The 20857-nt window shown below is 46.8% G+C and carries 14 protein-coding genes and 1 other RNA gene; 2 read left to right on the top strand and 13 right to left on the bottom strand.

Annotation, left to right across the window (positions count from 1 at the left end):
* Positions 1-58: 58 nt before the first annotated feature.
* The 11 genes from ftsW to OXN25_13905 all read right to left on the bottom strand — a co-directional run bounded on the left by ftsW (position 59) and on the right by OXN25_13905 (position 13718).
* Complete coding sequence (ftsW, locus tag OXN25_13855) at positions 59-1330, bottom strand: putative lipid II flippase FtsW (GenBank protein ID MDE0425941.1); 1272 nt, start codon at positions 1328-1330, stop codon at positions 59-61.
* 19 nt (positions 1331-1349) lie between these two features.
* Complete coding sequence (murD, locus tag OXN25_13860; GenBank protein ID MDE0425942.1) at positions 1350-2756, bottom strand: UDP-N-acetylmuramoyl-L-alanine--D-glutamate ligase; 1407 nt, start codon at positions 2754-2756, stop codon at positions 1350-1352.
* 85 nt (positions 2757-2841) lie between these two features.
* Positions 2842-3960, bottom strand: a complete 1119-nt coding sequence (gene mraY, locus OXN25_13865) for a phospho-N-acetylmuramoyl-pentapeptide-transferase (protein MDE0425943.1) — start codon at positions 3958-3960, stop codon at positions 2842-2844.
* A gap of 41 nt (positions 3961-4001) precedes the next feature.
* Complete coding sequence (locus tag OXN25_13870; protein ID MDE0425944.1) at positions 4002-5207, bottom strand: D-alanine--D-alanine ligase; 1206 nt, start codon at positions 5205-5207, stop codon at positions 4002-4004.
* Positions 5208-5328: 121 nt separating this feature from the next.
* A complete protein-coding gene (locus tag OXN25_13875; GenBank protein ID MDE0425945.1) occupies positions 5329-6999 on the bottom strand; it encodes a UDP-N-acetylmuramoyl-tripeptide--D-alanyl-D-alanine ligase in 1671 nt (556 codons plus the stop codon).
* Between the two features lie 16 nt (positions 7000-7015).
* Complete coding sequence (locus OXN25_13880; protein ID MDE0425946.1) at positions 7016-7768, bottom strand: alpha/beta hydrolase; 753 nt, start codon at positions 7766-7768, stop codon at positions 7016-7018.
* 96 nt (positions 7769-7864) lie between these two features.
* Positions 7865-9343 carry a UDP-N-acetylmuramoyl-L-alanyl-D-glutamate--2,6-diaminopimelate ligase gene (locus OXN25_13885; GenBank protein ID MDE0425947.1) on the bottom strand — a complete coding sequence of 493 codons (1479 nt, stop codon included), beginning with the start codon at positions 9341-9343 and terminating at the stop codon, positions 7865-7867.
* Positions 9340-11064 carry a penicillin-binding protein 2 gene (locus OXN25_13890; protein ID MDE0425948.1) on the bottom strand — a complete coding sequence of 575 codons (1725 nt, stop codon included), beginning with the start codon at positions 11062-11064 and terminating at the stop codon, positions 9340-9342. The genes OXN25_13885 and OXN25_13890 overlap by 4 nt, the downstream gene beginning before the upstream one ends.
* Before the next feature lie 132 nt (positions 11065-11196).
* Positions 11197-11520 carry a cell division protein FtsL gene (locus tag OXN25_13895; protein ID MDE0425949.1) on the bottom strand — a complete coding sequence of 108 codons (324 nt, stop codon included), beginning with the start codon at positions 11518-11520 and terminating at the stop codon, positions 11197-11199.
* Between the two features lie 196 nt (positions 11521-11716).
* Complete coding sequence (gene rsmH / locus OXN25_13900) at positions 11717-12670, bottom strand: 16S rRNA (cytosine(1402)-N(4))-methyltransferase RsmH (protein ID MDE0425950.1); 954 nt, start codon at positions 12668-12670, stop codon at positions 11717-11719.
* Positions 12671-12752: 82 nt separating this feature from the next.
* Positions 12753-13718, bottom strand: coding sequence for a Gfo/Idh/MocA family oxidoreductase (locus OXN25_13905; protein ID MDE0425951.1), 966 nt, complete (start codon positions 13716-13718; stop codon positions 12753-12755).
* An 834-nt stretch (positions 13719-14552) separates the two neighbouring features.
* On the opposite strand from OXN25_13905, the gene OXN25_13910 reads away from it, so the two are divergent.
* Positions 14553-15440 (top strand): DUF3800 domain-containing protein, encoded by an 888-nt coding sequence (locus tag OXN25_13910; protein ID MDE0425952.1) that lies wholly within the window; start codon positions 14553-14555, stop codon positions 15438-15440.
* Positions 15441-15535: 95 nt separating this feature from the next.
* Positions 15536-17146, top strand: a complete 1611-nt coding sequence (locus OXN25_13915) for a hydantoinase B/oxoprolinase family protein (GenBank protein ID MDE0425953.1) — start codon at positions 15536-15538, stop codon at positions 17144-17146.
* On the opposite strand, the gene rnpB is transcribed toward OXN25_13915, so the two are convergent.
* An RNA gene (rnpB, locus tag OXN25_13920) (RNase P RNA component class A) lies at positions 17140-17492 on the bottom strand. The two genes, OXN25_13915 and rnpB, sit on opposite strands and share 7 nt — an antisense overlap.
* Before the next feature lie 143 nt (positions 17493-17635).
* Positions 17636-20782: a vitamin B12-dependent ribonucleotide reductase gene (locus OXN25_13925; GenBank protein ID MDE0425954.1), complete on the bottom strand. Its 3147-nt coding sequence runs from the start codon at positions 20780-20782 to the stop codon at positions 17636-17638.
* Positions 20783-20857 lie beyond the last annotated feature (75 nt).

Here is a 20857-nt window from a genome sequence, read left to right on the forward strand (position 1 = left end):
TTTATCAGAATCTACTCAATCGTGTGGGACAAAAAACCTACGAAACCACAGGACGACGTTAATCCCTTGCTGGATTGGTGGTTCGCGAGATATTCAAAAGTATACCGACCCCAACCAAACTGAGGACAATTGATGAGCCACCGTAGCTGACAAAGGGCAATGTAATGCCTTTTGTTGGCAATAATCCTGTCACAACACCAATGTTGATGAATGCCTGTAAACCGATTAGGACCGTAAGACCGGTAGCGAGCAGAGACGCGAAGAGATCATTTGTACGTCGGGCAATATGTAACCCACGCCATATAAACAACATAAAAAGGATTGTTACTGTCACAGCACCAATGAATCCGAATTCTTCGCCCAACACAGCGAAGATAAAATCTGTATGCGGATAAGGGAGCCGCGATATTTTCTGTAGACTACTGTCAATTCCTGCGCCAAGAAATCCACCACCTTCAAGTGCATCCAAGGATCGGGTTAACTGATAGTTTGCTGCATCCGGCGACTTCAACATAGCAAAATAGTCCAAGAACCGCTTGAGTCTATAAGGGTCCCGAATTATGAGAAGGCTGAGGAGTCCAACGCCTGCGCCAGCAAGTGCAAGGGCATGCAGAATTCGGATGCCTCCAATAAAAAGGACGATACAAACCGTCACTGCTAATAAGAAAGCAGAACCAAAATCAGGTTGACTTGCGACCAATCCGAAAGCGGCACCAACAATCAATATATTCGGCAATACACCATTAAAGAAACTCTTGGCGCGCTCTGGATCTCTGCTTATAAAATGCGCTACATGGATGACCAATGCTATTTTTGCAAATTCAACAGGCTGAAAATTAATAGGTAAGTTCCCTATACGAATCCAACGGTTAAACCTCCCACCCTCTGCCCCTTGCACACTTGCGCCCAAACTCGGTACAAAGACCAGGAGTAAGCCTACAAAAGAGAGGATCAAAAAAAGATTGGCATGCTTCGCATAAAATCTATAGGGTAAATAGGAAGCCACAAACATCCCTGTTAAACCAATCGCACAAGCAATAATGTGTATCTGCAAGTACCGGTAACTATAGCCGTCATAGTGTCTTGAAGAGAGAAGATGGCTCGAACTGTAGACCATCAAAACACCTATGGCAATGAGGCAGAAAGTCAGGGCAATTATGCCTCGATCCATTCGTCCAGGTCTTGACGCAGAGGTTTCTTCCATCACCCGTCTCTGGTTTTCTTCGACAACACTATAAGCGCGTGTGTTCGTCCAATAATTGCGTCCGGACTTTACATTAGCCGGGGAGTTCTGCTTATTGCGGTCTCGTCTTTGGAAATTGAGTGCCATTGTAGCGTTTTTTAATCCTCTAATTAATAAGGCGTTGAAGTGCCTGAACTGCTTCCTTAAAGGCTATCCCGCGTGCTTTATAGTCAGTGTACATATCAAAACTGGCATTCGCAGGGGATAAGAGAACAACATCACCAGCAGTAGCGTGCCTATAGGCGATCCGCACCGCTTCCGCCATCGTCTTTGCCTTCACAATGTCTGTTGTATTGGCGAGCGTTTTTTCAATCTGTTGCGTGTATTCTCCGAGCATAACAGCGGCTTTAACACGGTTCTGAACGATTTCAGATAGGGGGGTATAGTCGTTTCCCTTATCATAACCGCCCATTATCAGGATAACTCGATGCCCCTGTATCGATTCAAGTGCCGCTTTGACTGACGCTACGTTTGTCGCTTTTGAATCGTTTATGAATTCAATATCATTTAAGGTCCCTACCGGTTCAAAAGCGTGTGCCAAAGCCGGGTGCGATCTGTCAAAATTTTGGAGTGCGGCTTGAATCTGCGTTCCTGTAACGCCGAAAATTCGTGCGACTGCCGCTGCTGCGAGTATATTCTGTAAGTTGTGTGCCCCTGGAAGCGGAATATCCCCTACATCACAAATCTTCTCTCGCACACCATCGTCCTGTGCAAAAAGTCCTAAACCGTTCTTAAACGTTCCCGAAAACAAGGAGTGTTCCCTCACAACCTCATCTGTAAAATAGACAACTCTTGCTGCCGTAGATGCAGCGAAACCCTTGACAGAGGCATCCGAACCGTTGAGAACCATCCAGTCATCAGAAGTCTGGTTCTCGGAAATCTTTTGTTTCGCCTCGCGATAGGCAGACATCGTTCCATGTCTATCCAAATGATCGCGCGAAAAATTAAGCACAACACTTACCACTGGATGGAAAGCGACAGTACTTTCCAACTGAAAGCTACTCGCCTCAACAACGACTATGTCTCGATCCGTTAGGTTCTGAACCTCTGCTGCGAGGGGAACACCAATGTTTCCTGCGACACAGACCTTGGTGAACCGATCCCTCTCTTTTAACATCGCTGCTGTGAGCAAGGTCGTGGTGGATTTGCCCTTCGTTCCGGTAATAGCCACAATCGGTGCTGGACATACCCTCGCAGCAATTTCTAATTCGGCGAGAATGGGAATTTTCCACGCCCGTGCCTCACACAGAATTGGAATATTCAGCGGCACCCCTGGTGAAACAACAATGAAATCAGCATCAACGATGCACTCTGTAGGATGCCCCCCAAGATATTTTTGGATATCGCCTGGTTCAGAAAGCGCATTGAGTTCAGCAATTTCCGCTGACAACACTTCGGATGTACGCGTATCTGTAAGTGTGACAGCCGCACCTCGTGCATGCAACAACTTTGCAGCGGCAACACCACTCCGATTTAAGCCAAAAACCGTAACATGTTTCCCCTGTAACCTCATTTTTTCTTCCAAGACCCAGCGAGTGTATTTCTTTTAACAAAAAGCGTGATGTCTATGACGCTCCGTGTGTATCAAACGGTTTATTTCACCGGAGCTTCAAGGTACTTAAAGCTATCAAGACCAATATAAACCCGACAATCCAGAATCGGATAACGACTTTAGATTCTTTCCATCCCGAAAGTAGGAAGTGGTAGTGAATCGGTGACATCTTAAACACACGCTTGCCAAATGTACGGAACGACCAGACCTGAATAATAACCGATAGTGTCTCTGCGACGAAAATAGCACCGACGATCAGGAGCAGAAATTCCTGCTTTATAAGCACCGCAACGGTTCCAAGGGTAGCACCGAGTGCCAGTGACCCAGTATCTCCCATAAAGACTTGTGCCGGATGACCGTTATACCATAAAAATCCCAAGCCTGCTCCGACTAACGCTGTACAGAAAATTGCGGTAACCTCTCCGCTAACAGGAAGATGAAAGATGTTCAGATACGCGGCAATCTCGCTGTGACTGGTCATATACCCAACTATACCGAGCGTACCGGCAACAAAGAGGGTGCACCCAATCGCCAACCCATCCATCCCATCTGTCAAATTGACAGCGTTGGATGCCCCGACGATCACCAATGTGGCAAAAGGAATAAAGAATATCCCTAAATCGGGCTGTAGTTCTTTGAAAAATGGCAAACTCAGCGAAGAACGTGTCACAACATCCCCACCGTGGGCACCCCCCCATTGGTAAAGATACACTGCAATCGCCAAAGCACCTACGATCTGAAGTCCAATTTTATGCCATCCACGAAGTCCTAAGGACTGCTGTTTCACGAGTTTGTTATAATCATCAAGAAACCCGAGGCCACCAAACCAAAGCGTTGTCAATATCATCAAGTAGATATAAGGCTGGTCTAACCGCGACCAGAAGACAACCGATATCAGCACAGAGACGATGATGAGCACGCCTCCCATAGTTGGCACGCCGGCTTTGTTTTGATTTTCAGTACTTTTTTGGGCGTTAGCTACCTCCTCCTGAATATGTTCTCCGATGCGTAGCTGCTTCAACCTCTGTATCATAAAAGGTCCCAAAACAAGAGCGATGACGAGGGAGGTTGCTGTTGCATAAATTGCTCGGAAGCTGATATAACGAAAAATGTTGAATGGTGAAAAGATTTCAACGAGGTTTTCGTATAGGAGATGGTAAAACATATTTTCCTACAAAAAAGCGATGGCGATTTTACGGTAGCACATTACGCCGTGCCCCCAAGTTTCTCCCCGTTTTTTAATTTCGCGAGACTCGCGCCAGCTTGGCTTAGGAGGTTCGTCGTATAAGTATAGTTTAATGCATTCTTCTCTGCGTGTGCCTTAAATGCCAAATCAACAAGTTCCGACACCAACTTCGGAAATGCAATATCTTGGTGGGTCCACAGATAGTAGCTATATGAACCCGGAATAGTGTTGATCTCATTCACATAGACGTTATATTCTGCATCCACGAGAAAATCGACACGTGCTACACCTGCGCAATCCAAGACCCGAAAAGTGCGGACAGCAAGACCTTGTATATGTGACGTTAGTTCTTCGGAAATGGGTGCAGGAATTTTGCGCTCAGCACCTGCCATTCCTGCATTTTCGCCCTCCTGATGAATATACTTGTCATCAAAACTGAGAAAATTAGTTTGTGAGACAGGTTGCTCGCAAACAGATGGTGTCGGTTCATCAAGTCCCATGACAGCACAATTGATCTCAAGAGGTCTCTCAACAGCTTTTTCAACGAGTATCCTACGAGAGTACTGTCCCGCCACCTCAGCAGCAGCACAGAGTTCAGTTTGATTTTTGACCTGGCTGACTCCAATGCTTGAGCCGCTCATTGCAGGCTTGACAAAGAGCGGATAGGATAGCGTTGCATCTACCTCTTTGAGAACCTCATCGCGTCGCGTATCCCAGTCGTGACGCGTCCAATACAAATATGGAAGTACTGGAAGCGTGTTCTCACCAAGAATCGCCTTCATCATAATCTTATCCATACCCACAGCAGAACCGACAACACCCGCGCCGACATAAGGTAGGTTCATAAGCTCGAGCAACCCTTGGAGCGTCCCATCCTCCCCATGCATGCCGTGTATCGACGGAAAAACAACATCTACAGGAAGAAGTGTCCTTTTCTGAACGTTCTTGCCGAGCCAGTGTTTGCTGGTAATAACAAATTTTGGCTCAGGATAAAATTCGATAGTAATTTTGTCAAAATCGGAAGGATGTGGGAGTGTTCCATCAGTAAAACTGGATAAATCGCGTAATGCGTTGCCAGTTAACCATTCTCCATTTTTCGTGACGTAAATTGGGATGACATGATGATTTTCTTTTAAAGCGAGGTAAACCTGATGTGCGGTTACGATTGAGACTTCGTGTTCAGGCGTACATCCACCAAATATGAGGGCTATATTATGTTTTGACATTTTTTAACGATTAAATCTGGGCACCGCTCCACTACGTTTCACGGTGGTTTTAGGTTAATTCCAACCGATTCTGGACTATGAACGGAAACTTAGGTCAGACCTAACAATTGAAACATCAATATTAGGAGATGACTCTTTCCTCATTGTAGTTGTCAGGAAGATCATTCTCAAAAAGAACGACATCCCCCGGCTGTACTCGCGTTGCTAAATGTTTTTTGACCTCTTCCAAGTTGAGTGCGACAATGATTTGTTGGCTCGGATACGCGGAGGCCTTCAAGCCATCTAAAATTGGGACAGTCCTCATAGGTCCGACTAAAATGACCAGATCACAGACATCGGCGGCGTGTTCACCAAGTTTCTTATTTTTCTCGTACTCCATCTCACCGAGTTCTACCATACCGGGTGTCACCAAGACCTTTTTTCCCTTTCCAATCTCAGAGAGCACCTCAAGCGCTGCCTTCGCGCCGACAGGATTGGCGTTGAAACTATCGTCAATGATTGTTATACCCCCGGCACCAGATGCCAACTGTAAACGATGTGGTACAGGTTCAACCTTTGCAATTGCTGTGCGAATCTCTTCAAGGGTCATTCCACACGCTATCGCAACTACCATTGCGGCAAGGATATTAGATACGTTATGCCTACCTAAAAGTTGCGTGCGAATCTCTACTTCGGTAGCCTTCTGGGTATTGACTGATGCATGCACCGTAAAAGCGAGTCCGTCGTTGGTGTGTCGAATGTTGGTAGCAGTTAGCTGCGGGTGTTCAGAAACCTCAACCTTGGAAGGCTCTGTAGCATAGCGGGACACCGGATTGCCGCCCTCTTCCCGCTTATTAGCAAGTTTAGCACAGATCTCGTTGTCACAATTGAAGACTGCAAGGCCACCGGATGGCAGCGACTCAATCAACTCATATTTTGTCTTGGCTATATTCTCTACGCTTTTAAACCGCTCCAAGTGTTGGGGACCGACAGCTGTGAGAATGCCAATTTGGGGTGAGGCTAAATTGCACAACTCGCGGATGTCGCCACGCTTATAGGCACCCATCTCGACGACAAATACTTCGTGTTCAGGAGCAAGTTGCCCGCGAATGACTTTGCAGATACCCATTGGCGTGTTGTAACTATCGGGAGTCATTAAAGTGTTAAATTTTTCGGACAAAATTCGATGCAAAATATACTTTGTACTCGTCTTGCCGTAACTTCCAGTAATTCCAATAACCTTGGGATTAAACGCTTTAATCCGTTTCCTTGCCGAAAAGAGATATGCCTCATTTATCGTCCGTTCCAAAGGATAGATAAGCAGGTTCGCGAATGTTAAATTGACCACGCTCACCTCACTAAACAGGAAGGCTGCGACGCGCCAAGGGCTCTCCTTTATTGTGAGGACAATCACGACCGCCAAACCAATAAGGAGAACGATTGATAGTCCGAACACCCGTTTCGCGCGTGCTGTATAAACGAGAGGCTTTTTCGCCGCAACGTTCTCTCGGCGTGTGAGCATATAAATTTGGAATCCACTCCAAGCGATACACACGCCTGGGAAGAACCAAGTGCTGTGATACTGTGGATACAGTGCAGATATAACGCCGGTAAGAATCAGTAAGCCCCCGACGATGAGAATCTCTCTGATCTCAAAGCAGTTTTTCAGATGCTGCCCCATCCACTTCAGGTATCGACCTGTTTTATAACCGTCGAGTTGAAGTATATGAAGTCCACGTGCTGTTCTGATGATCGCTCTCGCGACACAAGTTAATATTACGAAGTAGAAAAGCGTGGTATTTATTGTTTCCATTTTCTAACTCTTAAATTTAGATTTTCAAGAAACTTGCCACAATCCGGCAAAATTGCGGAAACTGGTCGAGATAGGAAAAGTGTCCTGCCTCTTTTAGGACAACCAACCCAGCATCAGGTATCTCTTTCTCCATAGTCCGTCCGAAGGACACAGGTGTATCTTTGTCGTTCTCACCCCAGATTAACAGCGTAGATGCGACTATTCGTGGTAAGAACGGACGCAAGTCTTGATTGACAACCTTCACAAGCGTAGGGCGCATATCGCCAGCCTCTCGGTAGTCCTTGGACCCTGTGCGCTGAGAAACGGCATTTGCGAGACGATCGCCATACTTTCCAGACCGGCGCAATAACCTGCCGATTTTTGCTATACCTACACGAAAATAGTACTTCACAGTTCGGGGTGGCTTGATCCCAGCACTATCAACAAGAACAAGTTTATCCACTTTTTCAGGATACTCGGCTGAAAGGATGATCGAAATTCTACCGCCGAAGGAGTGTCCGATGAGGTGCGTTTTTGGGACACCAATTTTCTCCAAAAAGGCTGCAACACATTGCGCATAGTCGGATGTGTTCCATGCTGTTGGAGGCACCTGACTTTCGCCGAAGCCGGGCAAATCCAGGGCGTAGACTTTGTGGGATTGTGCAAGCCATTCAAAAACCGGCTGGAAACTTGCAGCTTCTCCACCCCAACCGTGTAAGAGGAGGACAACCTTGCCATCCCCCGCGACCTGATATGAAATGTTGAGACCGTTAATTTCCGTACGCTGCATCCGTCGCCTACGTCTGGTTTTCCGTGAAATATGCCGTATTGAAAAAACTTCGGAGGTTAGATTTACTAAAGGCAGGACAATCCATAGATAGGGCAATCACAAGGACTCCAAAATATCTGCAGCCACGACCCTATCATCAAAAGGGACTCTTTTGCCGTGAATTTCCTGATAATCTTCATGCCCCTTCCCCGCAATCACAATGACATCCCCCGATTTTGCCGTTGCGATGGCGTGCTGAATCGCTTCCCGCCTCTCCGAAATACACACATACTTTGCATCATGTGGCAAATTTGACACAATTTGTGCAATGATTTCATTGGGGTCTTCGGTGCGCGGATTGTCGGAAGTAATCACGCTGTAATCTGCGATTCGGGTTGAAATATTCCCCATTTTTGGGCGTTTTCCGTTATCGCGATCACCCCCACATCCGAAGACAGAAATCAGTTTACGTTCCGTGATATGCTTCGCTGCAATCAGAATATTTTCCAAACCGTCGGGGGTATGTGCATAATCAACGATCACAGCAAAGTCTTGTCCGCGGTCTACGAGTTCAAACCGTCCAGGTACAACAGTCGCAGCGAGACCTTCCTGAATCGCCGCAATAGAACAATTATAACGGATGCCAACAGCAATCGCAGCAAGGGCATTGTAAATATTATACTCACCGAGCAACCGAAGCTCCACTGGGAATTCGCCAGACGGCATCAACGCTGTAAACGCCAATCGGTTCCGAGAGAGTTCAACACCTTCGGGGCGTAAATCTGCCTGCAGTCTAAACCCATACATTAAACGTTTTAAATCTGCACAAACATGCCAGAAACGTTTTGTTACAGGTAGATCAACATTCAAAACAGCGACCCCGTCATCCCCAAGTTGCTCAAACAACATTAATTTCGCTTTGAGGTATTCCTCCATTGTCTGATGATAATCAAGATGGTCCTGTGTAAAATTGGTAAAAATGGCTGTATCGAAAATAAGCCCTGCAAGTCGCTGCAGCGCCAATCCCTGTGAGGAGGTTTCCATCGTGACGTATTCGACACCTTCTTCAGCGAATTGCTTAAAGAGGGCATGGAGGGCAAAGGCATCAGGAGTTGTGAGGAAAGCCGGTAGTTTCTTCTCAGTGCCGTGGGCGTTCGTGTATCGGTGTCCAACAGTTCCGATGAGTGCTACCTTTCGCCCACTCGCTTTGAGTATCGCATATATGAGATGTGCTGTTGATGTCTTACCGTTTGTGCCCGTAATGCCGATGAGTTTGAGTTGTTTTGCGGGATTTCCGTGCCAATTGGCAGCCAGCAAGGAGATTGCGCGTCGCCCGTTAGGTACTTGGACGTATGTAAATTGCTGCGTTGGCACCGTTAGTTCAGCGATCGGTTTTTCACCGATAACAACAACCGCTCCCTTCTGAATCGCATCTGAAATAAAGATGTGGCTGTCAACGTTGACACCTTGATAGCAGACAAACGCATTACCACGTTTGACCTGTCGATTATCACTGACGACACCGGTAATATCAATATCAAGTGGTCCGGTAGTAGCAACAATATTTAATTTGTGGAGCAGCGTGCGAAGTTTCACAGCCCACCTCCTTCCACAGTAAGGTGCTGTTTCGACACTTTTTCTGTTATAGCAGGCGCGTATTGGGAAGTTTTTTGAATCGCAGTACCGAAAAATTCAGTTTGCTTCAAGTATTGTATTGTCTGGGTGGCAACCTTTTGAAAAAGCGGTCCTGCGATCTGACCACTGAAGCGTGCCCCTTTGGGTTCATCAAGCATGACGATTACCGAAATCACTGGATTCTCCGCGGGTAAGAACCCCATAAAGGACATAATTTCTTTGCCGAGATATCCCTTGCCATTTGGTTCAGCTTTTTGTGCTGTTCCAGTCTTTCCAGCGACCCTATAACCTTCAACACGCGCGCGTCGTCCGCTCCCGCCTTCAACAACCCCAACGAGTATGTCTGCCATCTGTCTTGCTATTTCCGGACGCAGTACTTGTCGAACTTCAATCGGATACATCTTTTTAAAAACTTTCCCACTATTGTCTCGAATTTCTCGTGTAATGTATGGACGGAGGAGTTTACCATCGTTGGCAATGACATTCAATGCGCTCACCATCTGAAGCGGTGTCACCATAATTCCTTGTCCAAAAGGCACGGCTCCGAGCGAATGGGTGTCCCAACGCTTGACTGCAAAAAGGCTCCCACTGTGTTCATAGGGAAGATCAACCCCTGTTGTTTTCCCAAAGCCGTAACTCTCAATGTAAGTAGCAAAGTTCTCATGTCCCAACTGCTTCACAACTTTAATCATCCCAATATTACTGGATTTGTGTAGTACCTCCTCTAAGGTCAGCCATCCTTTTGCTGAAACATCTCGGATAATTCTACCGTTCGAGAGTCGATAGCGTCCATTTTCACAAAAAACTGTCGACTCAGATGTCATGATCCTTTCATTGAGGACAGCAGAGGAAGCGATAATTTTAAAAATCGATCCGGGTTCATACGCGAACCAGACCCCGATATTCCGTTTAGCCTCCTCATTGGCACGTGCGTAGGTATTCAGATCGTAAGATGGGTAGCTCGCAAGTGCCAATACTTCTGCCGTCTTTGATGCCAAGACGATGACTGTCCCGCGTGGTGCGTTCCACTGCTGACAAGCTGCAGCTAACTCCTTTTCAGCGACATATTGAACGTACTCGTCAAGTGTTAAAACGACACTGTATCCGTAATCACTCGTGGAATTGCCATCAGTTAATAAGTTTATCGGTTCATTGCGAGCCAAAGCTGCGCGATGGGCGGCTTGCCGTGCCTGCGCATTTAGCAGATAATTGTTGTATTGGTATTCAATACCTTCACCCATATTCTGGTCGTTCATATGACCAATGACCTGAGCGGCGAGAGCGTCTTTAGGATAGGATCGCTTCTGTTCAACTTCATATTTTATACCGCGAATATCCTTCTCAATCGCGCGAATCTCATCAAGCCGTCCGTAATCAAGGCCCTTCTTTAGCCAGACAAACCGCTTATCCTTTCGACGGAGTTGGGAAAGCAGTTCTGCCTCGGGCACCCCTAAAACTGGCACCAACTTTTGTGCAGCTGTGAGTGGATCCATCTTCATATATTTTGGATCGGCATAGACAGACAAACTATGGCGACTGAGTGCTAAAACGTTTCCGTGTCTATCCAGAATCTTTCCACGTTTTATCTCTGCTGTACGGGGAGAAAGCCAGTCTTGTTCATTCGATTCCCGCTGTAAATCACCACCAGAGATCTGAATCTTGAATAGTTTGCCAACTAACAACAGAAACCCGACCTGCATCAAAATAAATGTAAAAACAAGACGACGTATAGATAAATGCGAGTTATTTTTGTTATTTATCATACATTAAACCAAGATAGTTTCGGGTCCTTTCAGGAAAGGGAGAAATCGAAATTACTTGTCCCAAATGATCTGTGGGGTTTCGGTAGGTTCAACCATTCCGAGTTCAGTAGCAATCTTCCTGATTCTCTGAACAGAGGTTAACGTCGATTCTTCTAATTCAAGCTGATAAATTTCATCCTGAATTCGATGTTTCTGTCTCTCATAGACAGGTTGGCGTTGTAAAGCAACTTTTTTAGCATAAGATGAAAACCAGATACTTCCGGCAAAAGTGCAGAAGGACAATACCAAGAGGGTATAGACCAACGGAAATCCTTTTTTTCTTTGAGTTTCTTCAGGTTTCGTGATGCGCGCTGAATGTTGATCTGATATCTGCATCTATTTCGCTTTCAATCCAAATTATGGATAGGAATGTTGAGTTCCGTCGCTTACCTCACGTTACAATTCCTTTGCGCTTACGCCTAATATATGGTTACAGGGTGACAACTGCCTATCTATTTAACGTTGAATTTCATATTTAAGGTACATTTTTTTACTTCTACCAATTAGTACCGCTTTTGTTGACAATCTCAGATTACAACTTACGCGCCGCACGCAATTTAGCACTTCTCGCTCGTGGATTATGCTGCACTGCAGACACATCTGGAACAACAGGACGTTTTGTCAAAATCTGCAGAGACGGTTCATGGTTACAAATACAGACTGGGATTTTGGGTGGACAGATACATGTCGTCGCGCATGTTTGAAATCGCCGTTTGACTATCCTATCCTCAAGCGAATGAAAGGCAATAACACAGAGATGTCCGCCGGGTTTCAAAAGCGATATGGCAACATCTAAACCGGCTTCAAGATTTTCCAATTCCTTATTAACATGAATCCGCAGTGCTTGAAATACGCGGGTGGCAGGATGGATCTTGGATGTCTTTTGCGGAACCGCCGCCTTGACAATCTCGGCAAAATGCGTTGTTGTCGTTATAGGCATCTGCTGCCTCGCCGTAACAATGCGGGTAGCAATCCGTTTCGCGAACCTTTCTTCACCATATCGCTTAAAAATATCAACCAAAGTGTCCACTGGACTATCGTTGACTACCTGCATCGCTGTAGGAATAACTTCTTGATTATCATCCAACTTGCGTCCAATTCCCATACGCATATCCAATGGCCCGGTATGGTTAAAACTAAATCCTCGGTCTGGTGTATCAAGTTGTAGCGATGACACCCCTAAATCAAGCAGGATACCATCTACAGCACAAATTGAGTACGCCTCAAGCAGAACAGGCATTTCTGCGAAATTGCCGTTAATGAGACAGTACCGGTCACCGAAGGCGCGTAACCTCTCCTTTGCAATAACAAGGGCTTCAGAATCCAAATCAATGCCAATGACGCGTCCATTTGGTGCAGAGGCGTTCAAGATAGCGGAACTATGTCCACCCAATCCGGCAGTGCCATCTACATAAATACCCGCCGATTTCGGTTTGAGAAATTCAAGCACCTTGTCACATAAAACAGGTATGTGCTGTCTATCCATAATCCCCGTCTCAATACAATCGTTATCTTATAACTGTATGTAGCAAGAAACATGCCAATTTATTTTGCCATTTGCCGTGAGATTAGGCATCTATTCGATTTTGATAGATGGCTGACACAAGTTCCATTGTTTTGACTGCATCGGCGAAACAGGTGTCGGGCTGTTGGTCTTGCAGGATAGCATCCACAAAATGCCGACTCTCTCCATAAAACCCGTAAACTCTATGTGTTGCGTCAGACCCAGCTGCTTCTTCAGGTGTGATCTCGGTTATGCCTTCAGGTGTATGAAGGACCGCGCTCCCACCGGCATCAGGATTGATATAGGCAGAAATTTCCCGGGCGTGCATCTCAAATATATGAATGCGTGCCCCAACTGCCCAATTGGTGCAAAGATAACCAGAGGCACCACTCGTAAATTTAACAATCGCGTTGAAGCTGTTTTCGCGCTCGGAATAGAAGCTGTTAATGTCGCTTGCGACAGCTTTCACCTCGCCGCCACCGATCCATCGCAGGGCATCAACAGCATGAATTGCATCACAGGTCAAAACGTCTATGACGCCATCGTAATAGAGTGCCCCTGGGGTGTTCTTATGAAAAGTCGACATGCCTTGGATAATCGGACCGCGTTCCTCAACTATCGTTTTGACCCGTTGCAACAGTGGAATAAAACGGCGATTGAAGCCTACCATCGTTTTGCATCCGTTCTTTTCCGCAGCGCGTGCCATCTCCTTCGTCTGATGGAGTGTAACACCGGGCGGTTTTTCTATAAAGACGTGGTGCTGCTGTGACAGACAATGAATAACAAGCGGAAACAAGTGCTGAGGAGGCATGAGGACATAAACTGCATCGGGACTCGTCTTTTCAAGCATCTGCTTATAGTCTGTAAATGTCTGTTCAATCTCAAAGCGTTCTGCTGTCGCCTGAAGTTTTGATGGGATTAGATCGCACAACCCAACGAGATTCACATCCTCACATTCCGTGAGAGATGGGTAGTGAACGCCATTTGCCATTCCACCTGCGCCGATTAGGGCGATGTTAATTGTTTTCATGTGGGGTCCTCCTAATAAAGGGCATTTCGTTTTCGTGGTTTCGGTTGATTTTCATAGAAAGTCGCGAGCCAGAGCTCGCGCCTACAGAAGATAGGTGTTCCTAGTTGTCAATTGTCGTTTGAAGAGGTTATGAGTTAAACAAAGCCTTTTTTATCCGTTAACCGACTACCAGTATTCCATTTTACACTTTTTTGCCGAAAAAACACAATCTTTTGTAATTTTAATTTGACAAAAAGCGTTTATATAGTGTAGAATTGATAGTATACATGGGTTGAAACGCTGTATTTTCGCGATAACACTTAAAATTTACGTAGGCAGGCGATAAATCGCTATCACTACAAATACAAACCTCTTGTAAATATAAGTGCTTTTCCAAAGAGTCGCAGTTTGTAGTCGTGCAATTCGCTGTGTCTTGCGTAAGTCCTTAAGGAATAAGGATCTAAAGAGGTCATCTTATTCAAGTTTCGGTGGAGTAGGTCATTGATCTTTAGAGAGTACCGACTCTATTCACCAGAGGATCACTGAGTCCTCAAAAAATGAGGGATGCGGACCAACGCCTTGAGAGTACCGACTCTACCTCAGCTAGTTAAGAGAAGAAAGAGGGGGAAACAATCATCCCCCTCTTATACCCTATACTCCGCGCGTGTTTTGACACATTTCAGAAATCAAAAGTGCTGCGTATAGATTACATTTTTCAATCTGACTCAAGTTTTGGTGGAGTAGGTCATTGATCTTTAGAGAGTACCGACTCTATTCACCAGAGGATCACTGAGTCCTCAAAAAATTAAGGGTGCATTTATAATGCTTTGAGAGTACCGACTCTACCTCCACTATTTGTTAGGTGGAACAAATTCACATAAAAAAATGCCAACATGGTGTATCTATATAGATGAATCAGGAGTCAATGAAGATAATCCTGAATTCATTTATGTTGCTATTTGCGTGCCTTTTAATAGCCAACAGGAATTCTTAAAGTCTTATCCTCAGATTGTTAATCCTTTGGTGCCTACTTCTGGTAGAGAAATAAAATATGGACCTCTTTTGAATGAGTTCGATAGAAATTATCGAGAAGAAACTGAGGAGATATGTCGGGCACTATTGGCGAGTTTTTTTAAGATAGAAGATGCTGGGATTATTCGGGTAAAAGCGATAAGAAAAAAGATGCGACGTAAGGGTGGTGACCTCCGCCTAGCTCTATTTAGAAAAACGCTTGAGCTCTGTGCGGACCCCTTACCATCTAACCACCGTGCTATGATTTTGCACGACGAATTAGACAGTCGTGGTCAACAGGGCGAACTATTAGATGCGTTCAATCGCTTAAATAAAAGTCCAAGTTTTCAAAACTGTGTTTTTGTCCATTCTAATGAAAATCCATTCATACAGTTTGCTGATTTCGTTGCTTCTATCTGCTACAGATATTATTACTTTCAGAGGACAGAGGAGTATAAACGAAAAGAATATAAGTATAAAAAGTTATGTCAATCATTAGTAAATACGCTATTTAACGAAATAGATAAACGCTATCCTCCTATTGTTGAACTCTCCGACCATACGGTTGTTAAAGGCAAACCGAGAAGAGAGCAAGCATTACAACTTGCTAAAGAATTCGACATCGATCCTGCTACGGCTTACAATATAGTAGATGAGAACATTACTCTCACTGAAGTATTGCGGCGAAAACAAGCTCTAATTTCCACAACTCACAGACAAAACCAAGATTAAGAGCAAAATGCTGTCATGATTACGCATTATTATACCCGCTTGATAATGCTTTCTACTGCCTACATCAACCTGTCCACATAACTCACCGCCGTCAAATGAATACTGATCCTATCAAATTAGAACTTTACAAAAACATGCTCACCTCCGTTGCGGAGGAGATGGGTGTAACGCTCCGACGCACCGCATTTTCCCCTAACATCAAAGAACGACTCGATTTTTCATGTGCCGTGTTTGACGACACCGGTAAAATGGTGGCGCAAGCCGCACACATTCCGGTGCATCTTGGCTCTATGCCGCTGTCAGTCCTCGCTGCGATTGCACACACTGAGATGGTGCCCGGTGACATGATAGCTCTCAACGACCCGTATCGTGGCGGCACGCATTTGCCGGACATTACACTGGTCGCGCCTGTCTTTAGCTCCTTCTTGCGGAGCGGGTCAGATGAGAAAGAAAAGCAGGGAAAGCACCGCCCGGTATTTTTCGTCGCGAACCGGGCACATCATGCAGATGTTGGCGGCATGCGTCCTGGTTCAATGCCGATTGCAACGAGTGTCATTCAGGAAGGTATCCGTATTCCACCGGTCAAACTCGTTCGCGGCGGTACGTTGGACACTGATCTCTGGGAACTCATCCTCGCTAACGTACGAACCCCGGAGGAACGTCGTGGCGACATAGAGGCACAACTCGCTGCCAATCGCGTCGGCGAACGCCGTTTACAAGAGATGGTCGCTAAATATGGGACGACAGAGATTGCGGTCTATATGAAAGAATTGCGTGGATATGCAAGTCGAATGGTGCGTGCGCGTTTACGGGAAATTCCCGATGGACGCTACGCATACGCCGATGTGCTTGATAACGACGGCATCACTGATGAACCGATTGAAATCCGCGTTGCTATTGAAATTAAGGGGGATACGGCGGTCGTTGACTTTACGGGTACTGCTCCGCAAGCCCGCGGTTCTGTCAACGCGATTTATGCCATCACCCTCTCGGCGGTCTTTTACGTTTTCCGATGCATTGCTGGTGCGGATGTACCCGCGAATGCGGGGTGTTTAGAGCCGATTCAGGTCATTGCGCCAGAAGGTAGCGTTGTGAACGCCAAGTTCCCAGCAGCGGTTGCGGGTGGAAACGTCGAAACATCGCAGCGTATTGTTGATGTTCTTCTCGGTGCCTTAGCACAAGCCTGTCCGGACCAGATTCCTGCTGCGAGTTCTGGCACTATGAACAACCTCACAATAGGCGGTTATGATGCTTCACGCGGAAAGGAATTTACTTATTACGAAACGATTGCGGGTGGGATGGGTGCTCGTCCGAATTCGGATGGGATTGATGCTATCCATACGCACATGACGAATACGATGAATACCCCGATAGAGGCAATTGAGACGAACTATCCGATGCAAGTGGTGGAATATGGGATCCGACGAGGCACAGGGGGTGTGGGTCAATTCCGCGGTGGTGACGGCGTTGTTCGAGCAGTACAGATGCTCACAGACGCTGAGGTTACAATCCTTTCAGAGCGACGGACGCGAGGTCCTTATGGTTTGCAAGACGGGGAACCGGGACAACCGGGACGTAACGTGCTTATCTCTGATGGAGAGGCACAACCGTTGGCGGGTAAGGTGTCTATTTCTACAAGCAACGGCGACATCATTCGGATAGAGACCCCCGGTGGGGGCGGTTTTTTTATCGTTAAAAAAGCTTGAGTTGAGAATAAGCCGGATTCTGTATGCGATGATCATTCATCTGGGATGGATGTTACCATCCACCTCAAGCGGTTACCTGGGGAAAAGGCGAGCACACCTTATATTCCGCCATTTACCTTGCTCCAGATGGGGTTTACCAAGCTCCATAAGTCACCTTATGGACTGGTGCGCTTTTACCGCACCGTTTCACCTGTACAACGCTTTGAGGCGTTGTAGTCTACTCTCTGTTGCACTTTCCATAGCGTTGCCGCTCCTGGGGGTTACCCAGCATCCTGCCCTGCGGAGTCCGGACTTTCCTCATCCCGATTGTAAGCTACATTCGGGACGCGATCATCTACTCAACTCAAGCCTTTCTATTATACTGTATCTGACAGCTTAGAGGCAAGGAAAACGTTGACAACCCAAAGTTATCCGGCAGGATTCTTAACTGCGCTTATAAAGAAAAGAGGCGCGGTATTTAACCGCGCCTCCAACTGTTGAAAAAAGAAATTAGGAGCAACCACTCGTCGCACCGCAATTGGCACAGCGGTAGCAGACCCCGCTTCTCGCCATAAGTGCGCCGCACTCGGGGCATGGGGGTGCATCTGCATGTTGGAGGACAATCTGTTTCTCACGCTCCAGCCAAGTATCCGTTTCACCGTTGCTGCCATGTCCGAAGGGATGAAGTTCTTCAGGCGGTACCATCTGTTCGTCAAAGTCCGGAATTTCCGGACTCTCTTGGGGTTCCCCAGAGAGGAACTTGGTACCAAGCCAACGGAAGACATAGTCCATAATGGATTTCGCCATTGGGATCTCAGAATTAGACGTGAAACCAGAGGGTTCAAACCGGACATGGCTGAATTTATTGACAAGCGATTCTAAGGGAACGCCGTACTGTAAAGCAACAGAGGTGAGGATTGCAACGGAGTCCATCAATCCAGAAATGACGGAGCCTTCCTTATTCATGCGGAGGAAGACTTCACCGGGGCTCCCATCTTCATAAAGCCCGACGTGTATGTAGCCTTCATGCCCCCCAATACTGAATTTGTGTGCGATGGCGCGTCGCTCATCTGGCAAACGTCGTCTGACAGGGTGGGCAGCGGGTTGTTCGGCATCCGATAGGGTCACATCTGTTCCCTCACTTTCCGAATCCTGTTGGCTTCGGGTCGAGAGGGGTTGGCTCCCTTTGCTACCGTCGCGATACACAGCGAGACATTTCACACCGCGTCGCCACGCTTCCACATATAGCGTTTTGATGTCATCTACTGTTGCATCATTTGGGACATTAACAGTCTTAGAAATAGCACCAGAAATAAAGGGTTGGACAGCCGCCATCATTTTCAAGGGTCCCATGTGGTTTATATAACGGGTTCCGTGCTTACCACATTGGACGGCACAATCAAAAACAGGATAGTGCGTTGGCGAGAGGTGCGGTGCGCCCTCAACCGTCCCCGTGCCGCAGACGACCTCTTCTGCGGTAACAATCTCATCTTCGGTAAATCCGAGCGTAGAAAGCAGGTTAAAGCTTGGGTCTGCCGCCATTTCCTCGGTTATACCTAAGCGTCGCAGGCACTCTTCCCCGAGGAAACCGGGAGCAAAGGCGAGATTCAAGTCAAACGCGCTCGGTAACGTCTCTGCGACGCGAGCGATATCCTCTTGGGTAAAGCCTCTCTGTTTCAGCGTCTCTGGATTGATATGAGGCGTTCCATCAAAGGTCCCCGTTCCGACGAGATAGGTAATGATCGCCTCAGTCTGTTGTAGCGTATACCCGAGGTTATGTAAGGCATCGCGGACGCTCTGATTAACAATTTTCATGTATCCGCCGCCTGCGAGTTTCTTGAATTTGACGAGAGCGAATTCCGGTTCAATCCCGGTTGTGTCACAATCCATCAGGAAAGAGATCGTGCCTGTAGGCGCGATAACACTAATTTGGGAGTTCCGATAACCCCACTGCTCACCCTTTTCAAGACAAATATCCCAATCTGTTTGCGCTGCGTCCAGAAGCTTTGGTGGACACGCAGCGGAATCAATGCTGTAAGCAGCATCGCGATGGAGCTGCATAACGTTCAACATCGAATCCCGATTTTCGGGATAGCCATCAAAAGTTCCAACGCTTTTAGCGATCTCTGCACTTGTCCGGTAGCCGTGTCCACTCAGCATAGCAGTAATAGAACCAGCATAAGCACAAGCCTGTGCGCTATCGTAAGGAATCCCTAAGCGCATCAAAAGGGCGCCTAAATTAGCGTAACCGAGTCCGAGAGGACGATACTCATGAGAACGTTGTGCTATCCGTGAGGTCGGATACGCAGAGAAACCGACTATAATTTCCATAGCAGTGATGAACACACGCACCGCAGCGCGGAAACCGTCAATGTCAAAGCTGTCATCATCTCCCAAGAATTTAGCGAGGTTAATGCTGGCGAGGTTGCAAGCAGAATCGTCTAAGAAGAGGTATTCACTACATGGATTACTTGCGTTAATCCTATCTGTATTTTTACAAGTATGCCATTTCTGAATCGTGCTATCAAATTGAACGCCTGGGTCGGCACATGCCCATGCCGCATAAGCAATTTTTTCCATGAGGGTTCTGGCATCATACTCCTCGGCGACTTCCTGGGTTGTGCGATAGGTAGTTTTCCACGAATCTCCTTGGAGATAAGCACTCATGAAGTCATCAGGGATCCTCACAGAGTTATTGCTATTCTGTCCACTGACTGTGCTATACGCTTCACCGTTGAAGTCAGCGGGATATCCAGCAGCGATGAGTGCCTTTGCTTTATCTTCCTCCCGGAGTTTCCAGTCAATGTAGTCAACAATTTCGGGATGGTCCATGTCAAGGATGACCATTTTGGCCGCGCGTCGGGTAGTGCCACCGGACTTAATGCTGCCTGCCCAACGATCAAAACCTTCAAGGAAGGAGAGGACTCCAGAACTCTCACCACCACCGGAAAGGAGTTCCCCCTTAGCACGTACTTGACTAAAATTAGACCCTGTACCGCTGCCATATTTAAAGAGTCGGACTTCGGATCTCTGGAGCTCCAACATGGAGTCCAGAGAATCATCAACGCTTTGGATAAAACAAGCGGAATTTTGTGGGTGCTCATACGCATTGGTAGTGACCTCGACTTTCTTCGCGTCGCGGTCCCAATAGTAATTTCCGCCGCCGCCTTCAATATTATATTCGTGCCATAAACCGCAATTAAACCAGACAGGCGAGTTGAAAGCACCCCGTTGTGTAACGAGGATATGTGTCAGTTCCATCTCAAAGGTCTGTGCATCCTCAGGGGTGGCAAAATAGCCCCCAAGTTCTTCACCTGCGCGGCGAAGGGTACGTGCGACACGGGTAACGAGTTGACGGACGCTATCTTCAGCTTCTGTCCCGGGGACCCCAGCTTTTCGGAAGTATTTTGACGCGGCGATGTCTGTCGCGAGTTGGGTCCAGCTTGCGGGTACTTCGACCTGCTCCTGTTTAAAGATAACATCACCCTTTTCATTGTAAATGACCGCGTCGCGGCGTTCCCACTCTAACACATCGTAGGGATGAACGCCAGGGGTCGTAAAATGGGGTGTGAAAGTGAGTCCCATCCGATCACCCTCGTTAGAATGCTTCGGAGAAGTTGTCGCCTCTTCAACTCCCTTGGGATTATCGACAGTCATATTCACCTCTCTTTACGGTTATCAGTTTCTAAAGCGAGAACCCGGATAACCATTGTATGATGCGCGCCATAAAGC

The sequence above is a fragment of the Candidatus Poribacteria bacterium genome (assembly GCA_028820845.1).
In the GTDB taxonomy this organism is placed as follows: Bacteria; Poribacteria; WGA-4E; order WGA-4E; family WGA-3G; genus WGA-3G.

Excerpts from the sequence above, each read along its gene's own strand:
- rsmH (MDE0425950.1), bottom strand. The coding sequence starts at position 12,670 with ATGGATAGACAGCACATACCTGTTTTATGTGACAAGGTGCTTGAATTT.
- mraY (MDE0425943.1), bottom strand. The coding sequence starts at position 3,960 with ATGTTTTACCATCTCCTATACGAAAACCTCGTTGAAATCTTTTCACCA.
- OXN25_13915 (MDE0425953.1), top strand. The coding sequence starts at position 15,536 with ATGAATACTGATCCTATCAAATTAGAACTTTACAAAAACATGCTCACC.
- OXN25_13905 (MDE0425951.1), bottom strand. The coding sequence starts at position 13,718 with ATGAAAACAATTAACATCGCCCTAATCGGCGCAGGTGGAATGGCAAAT.
- OXN25_13870 (MDE0425944.1), bottom strand. The coding sequence starts at position 5,207 with ATGTCAAAACATAATATAGCCCTCATATTTGGTGGATGTACGCCTGAA.
- OXN25_13895 (MDE0425949.1), bottom strand. The coding sequence starts at position 11,520 with ATGCAGATATCAGATCAACATTCAGCGCGCATCACGAAACCTGAAGAA.
- OXN25_13925 (MDE0425954.1), bottom strand. The coding sequence starts at position 20,782 with ATGACTGTCGATAATCCCAAGGGAGTTGAAGAGGCGACAACTTCTCCG.
- ftsW (MDE0425941.1), bottom strand. The coding sequence starts at position 1,330 with ATGGCACTCAATTTCCAAAGACGAGACCGCAATAAGCAGAACTCCCCG.
- murD (MDE0425942.1), bottom strand. The coding sequence starts at position 2,756 with ATGAGGTTACAGGGGAAACATGTTACGGTTTTTGGCTTAAATCGGAGT.
- OXN25_13875 (MDE0425945.1), bottom strand. The coding sequence starts at position 6,999 with ATGGAAACAATAAATACCACGCTTTTCTACTTCGTAATATTAACTTGT.
- OXN25_13880 (MDE0425946.1), bottom strand. The coding sequence starts at position 7,768 with ATGCAGCGTACGGAAATTAACGGTCTCAACATTTCATATCAGGTCGCG.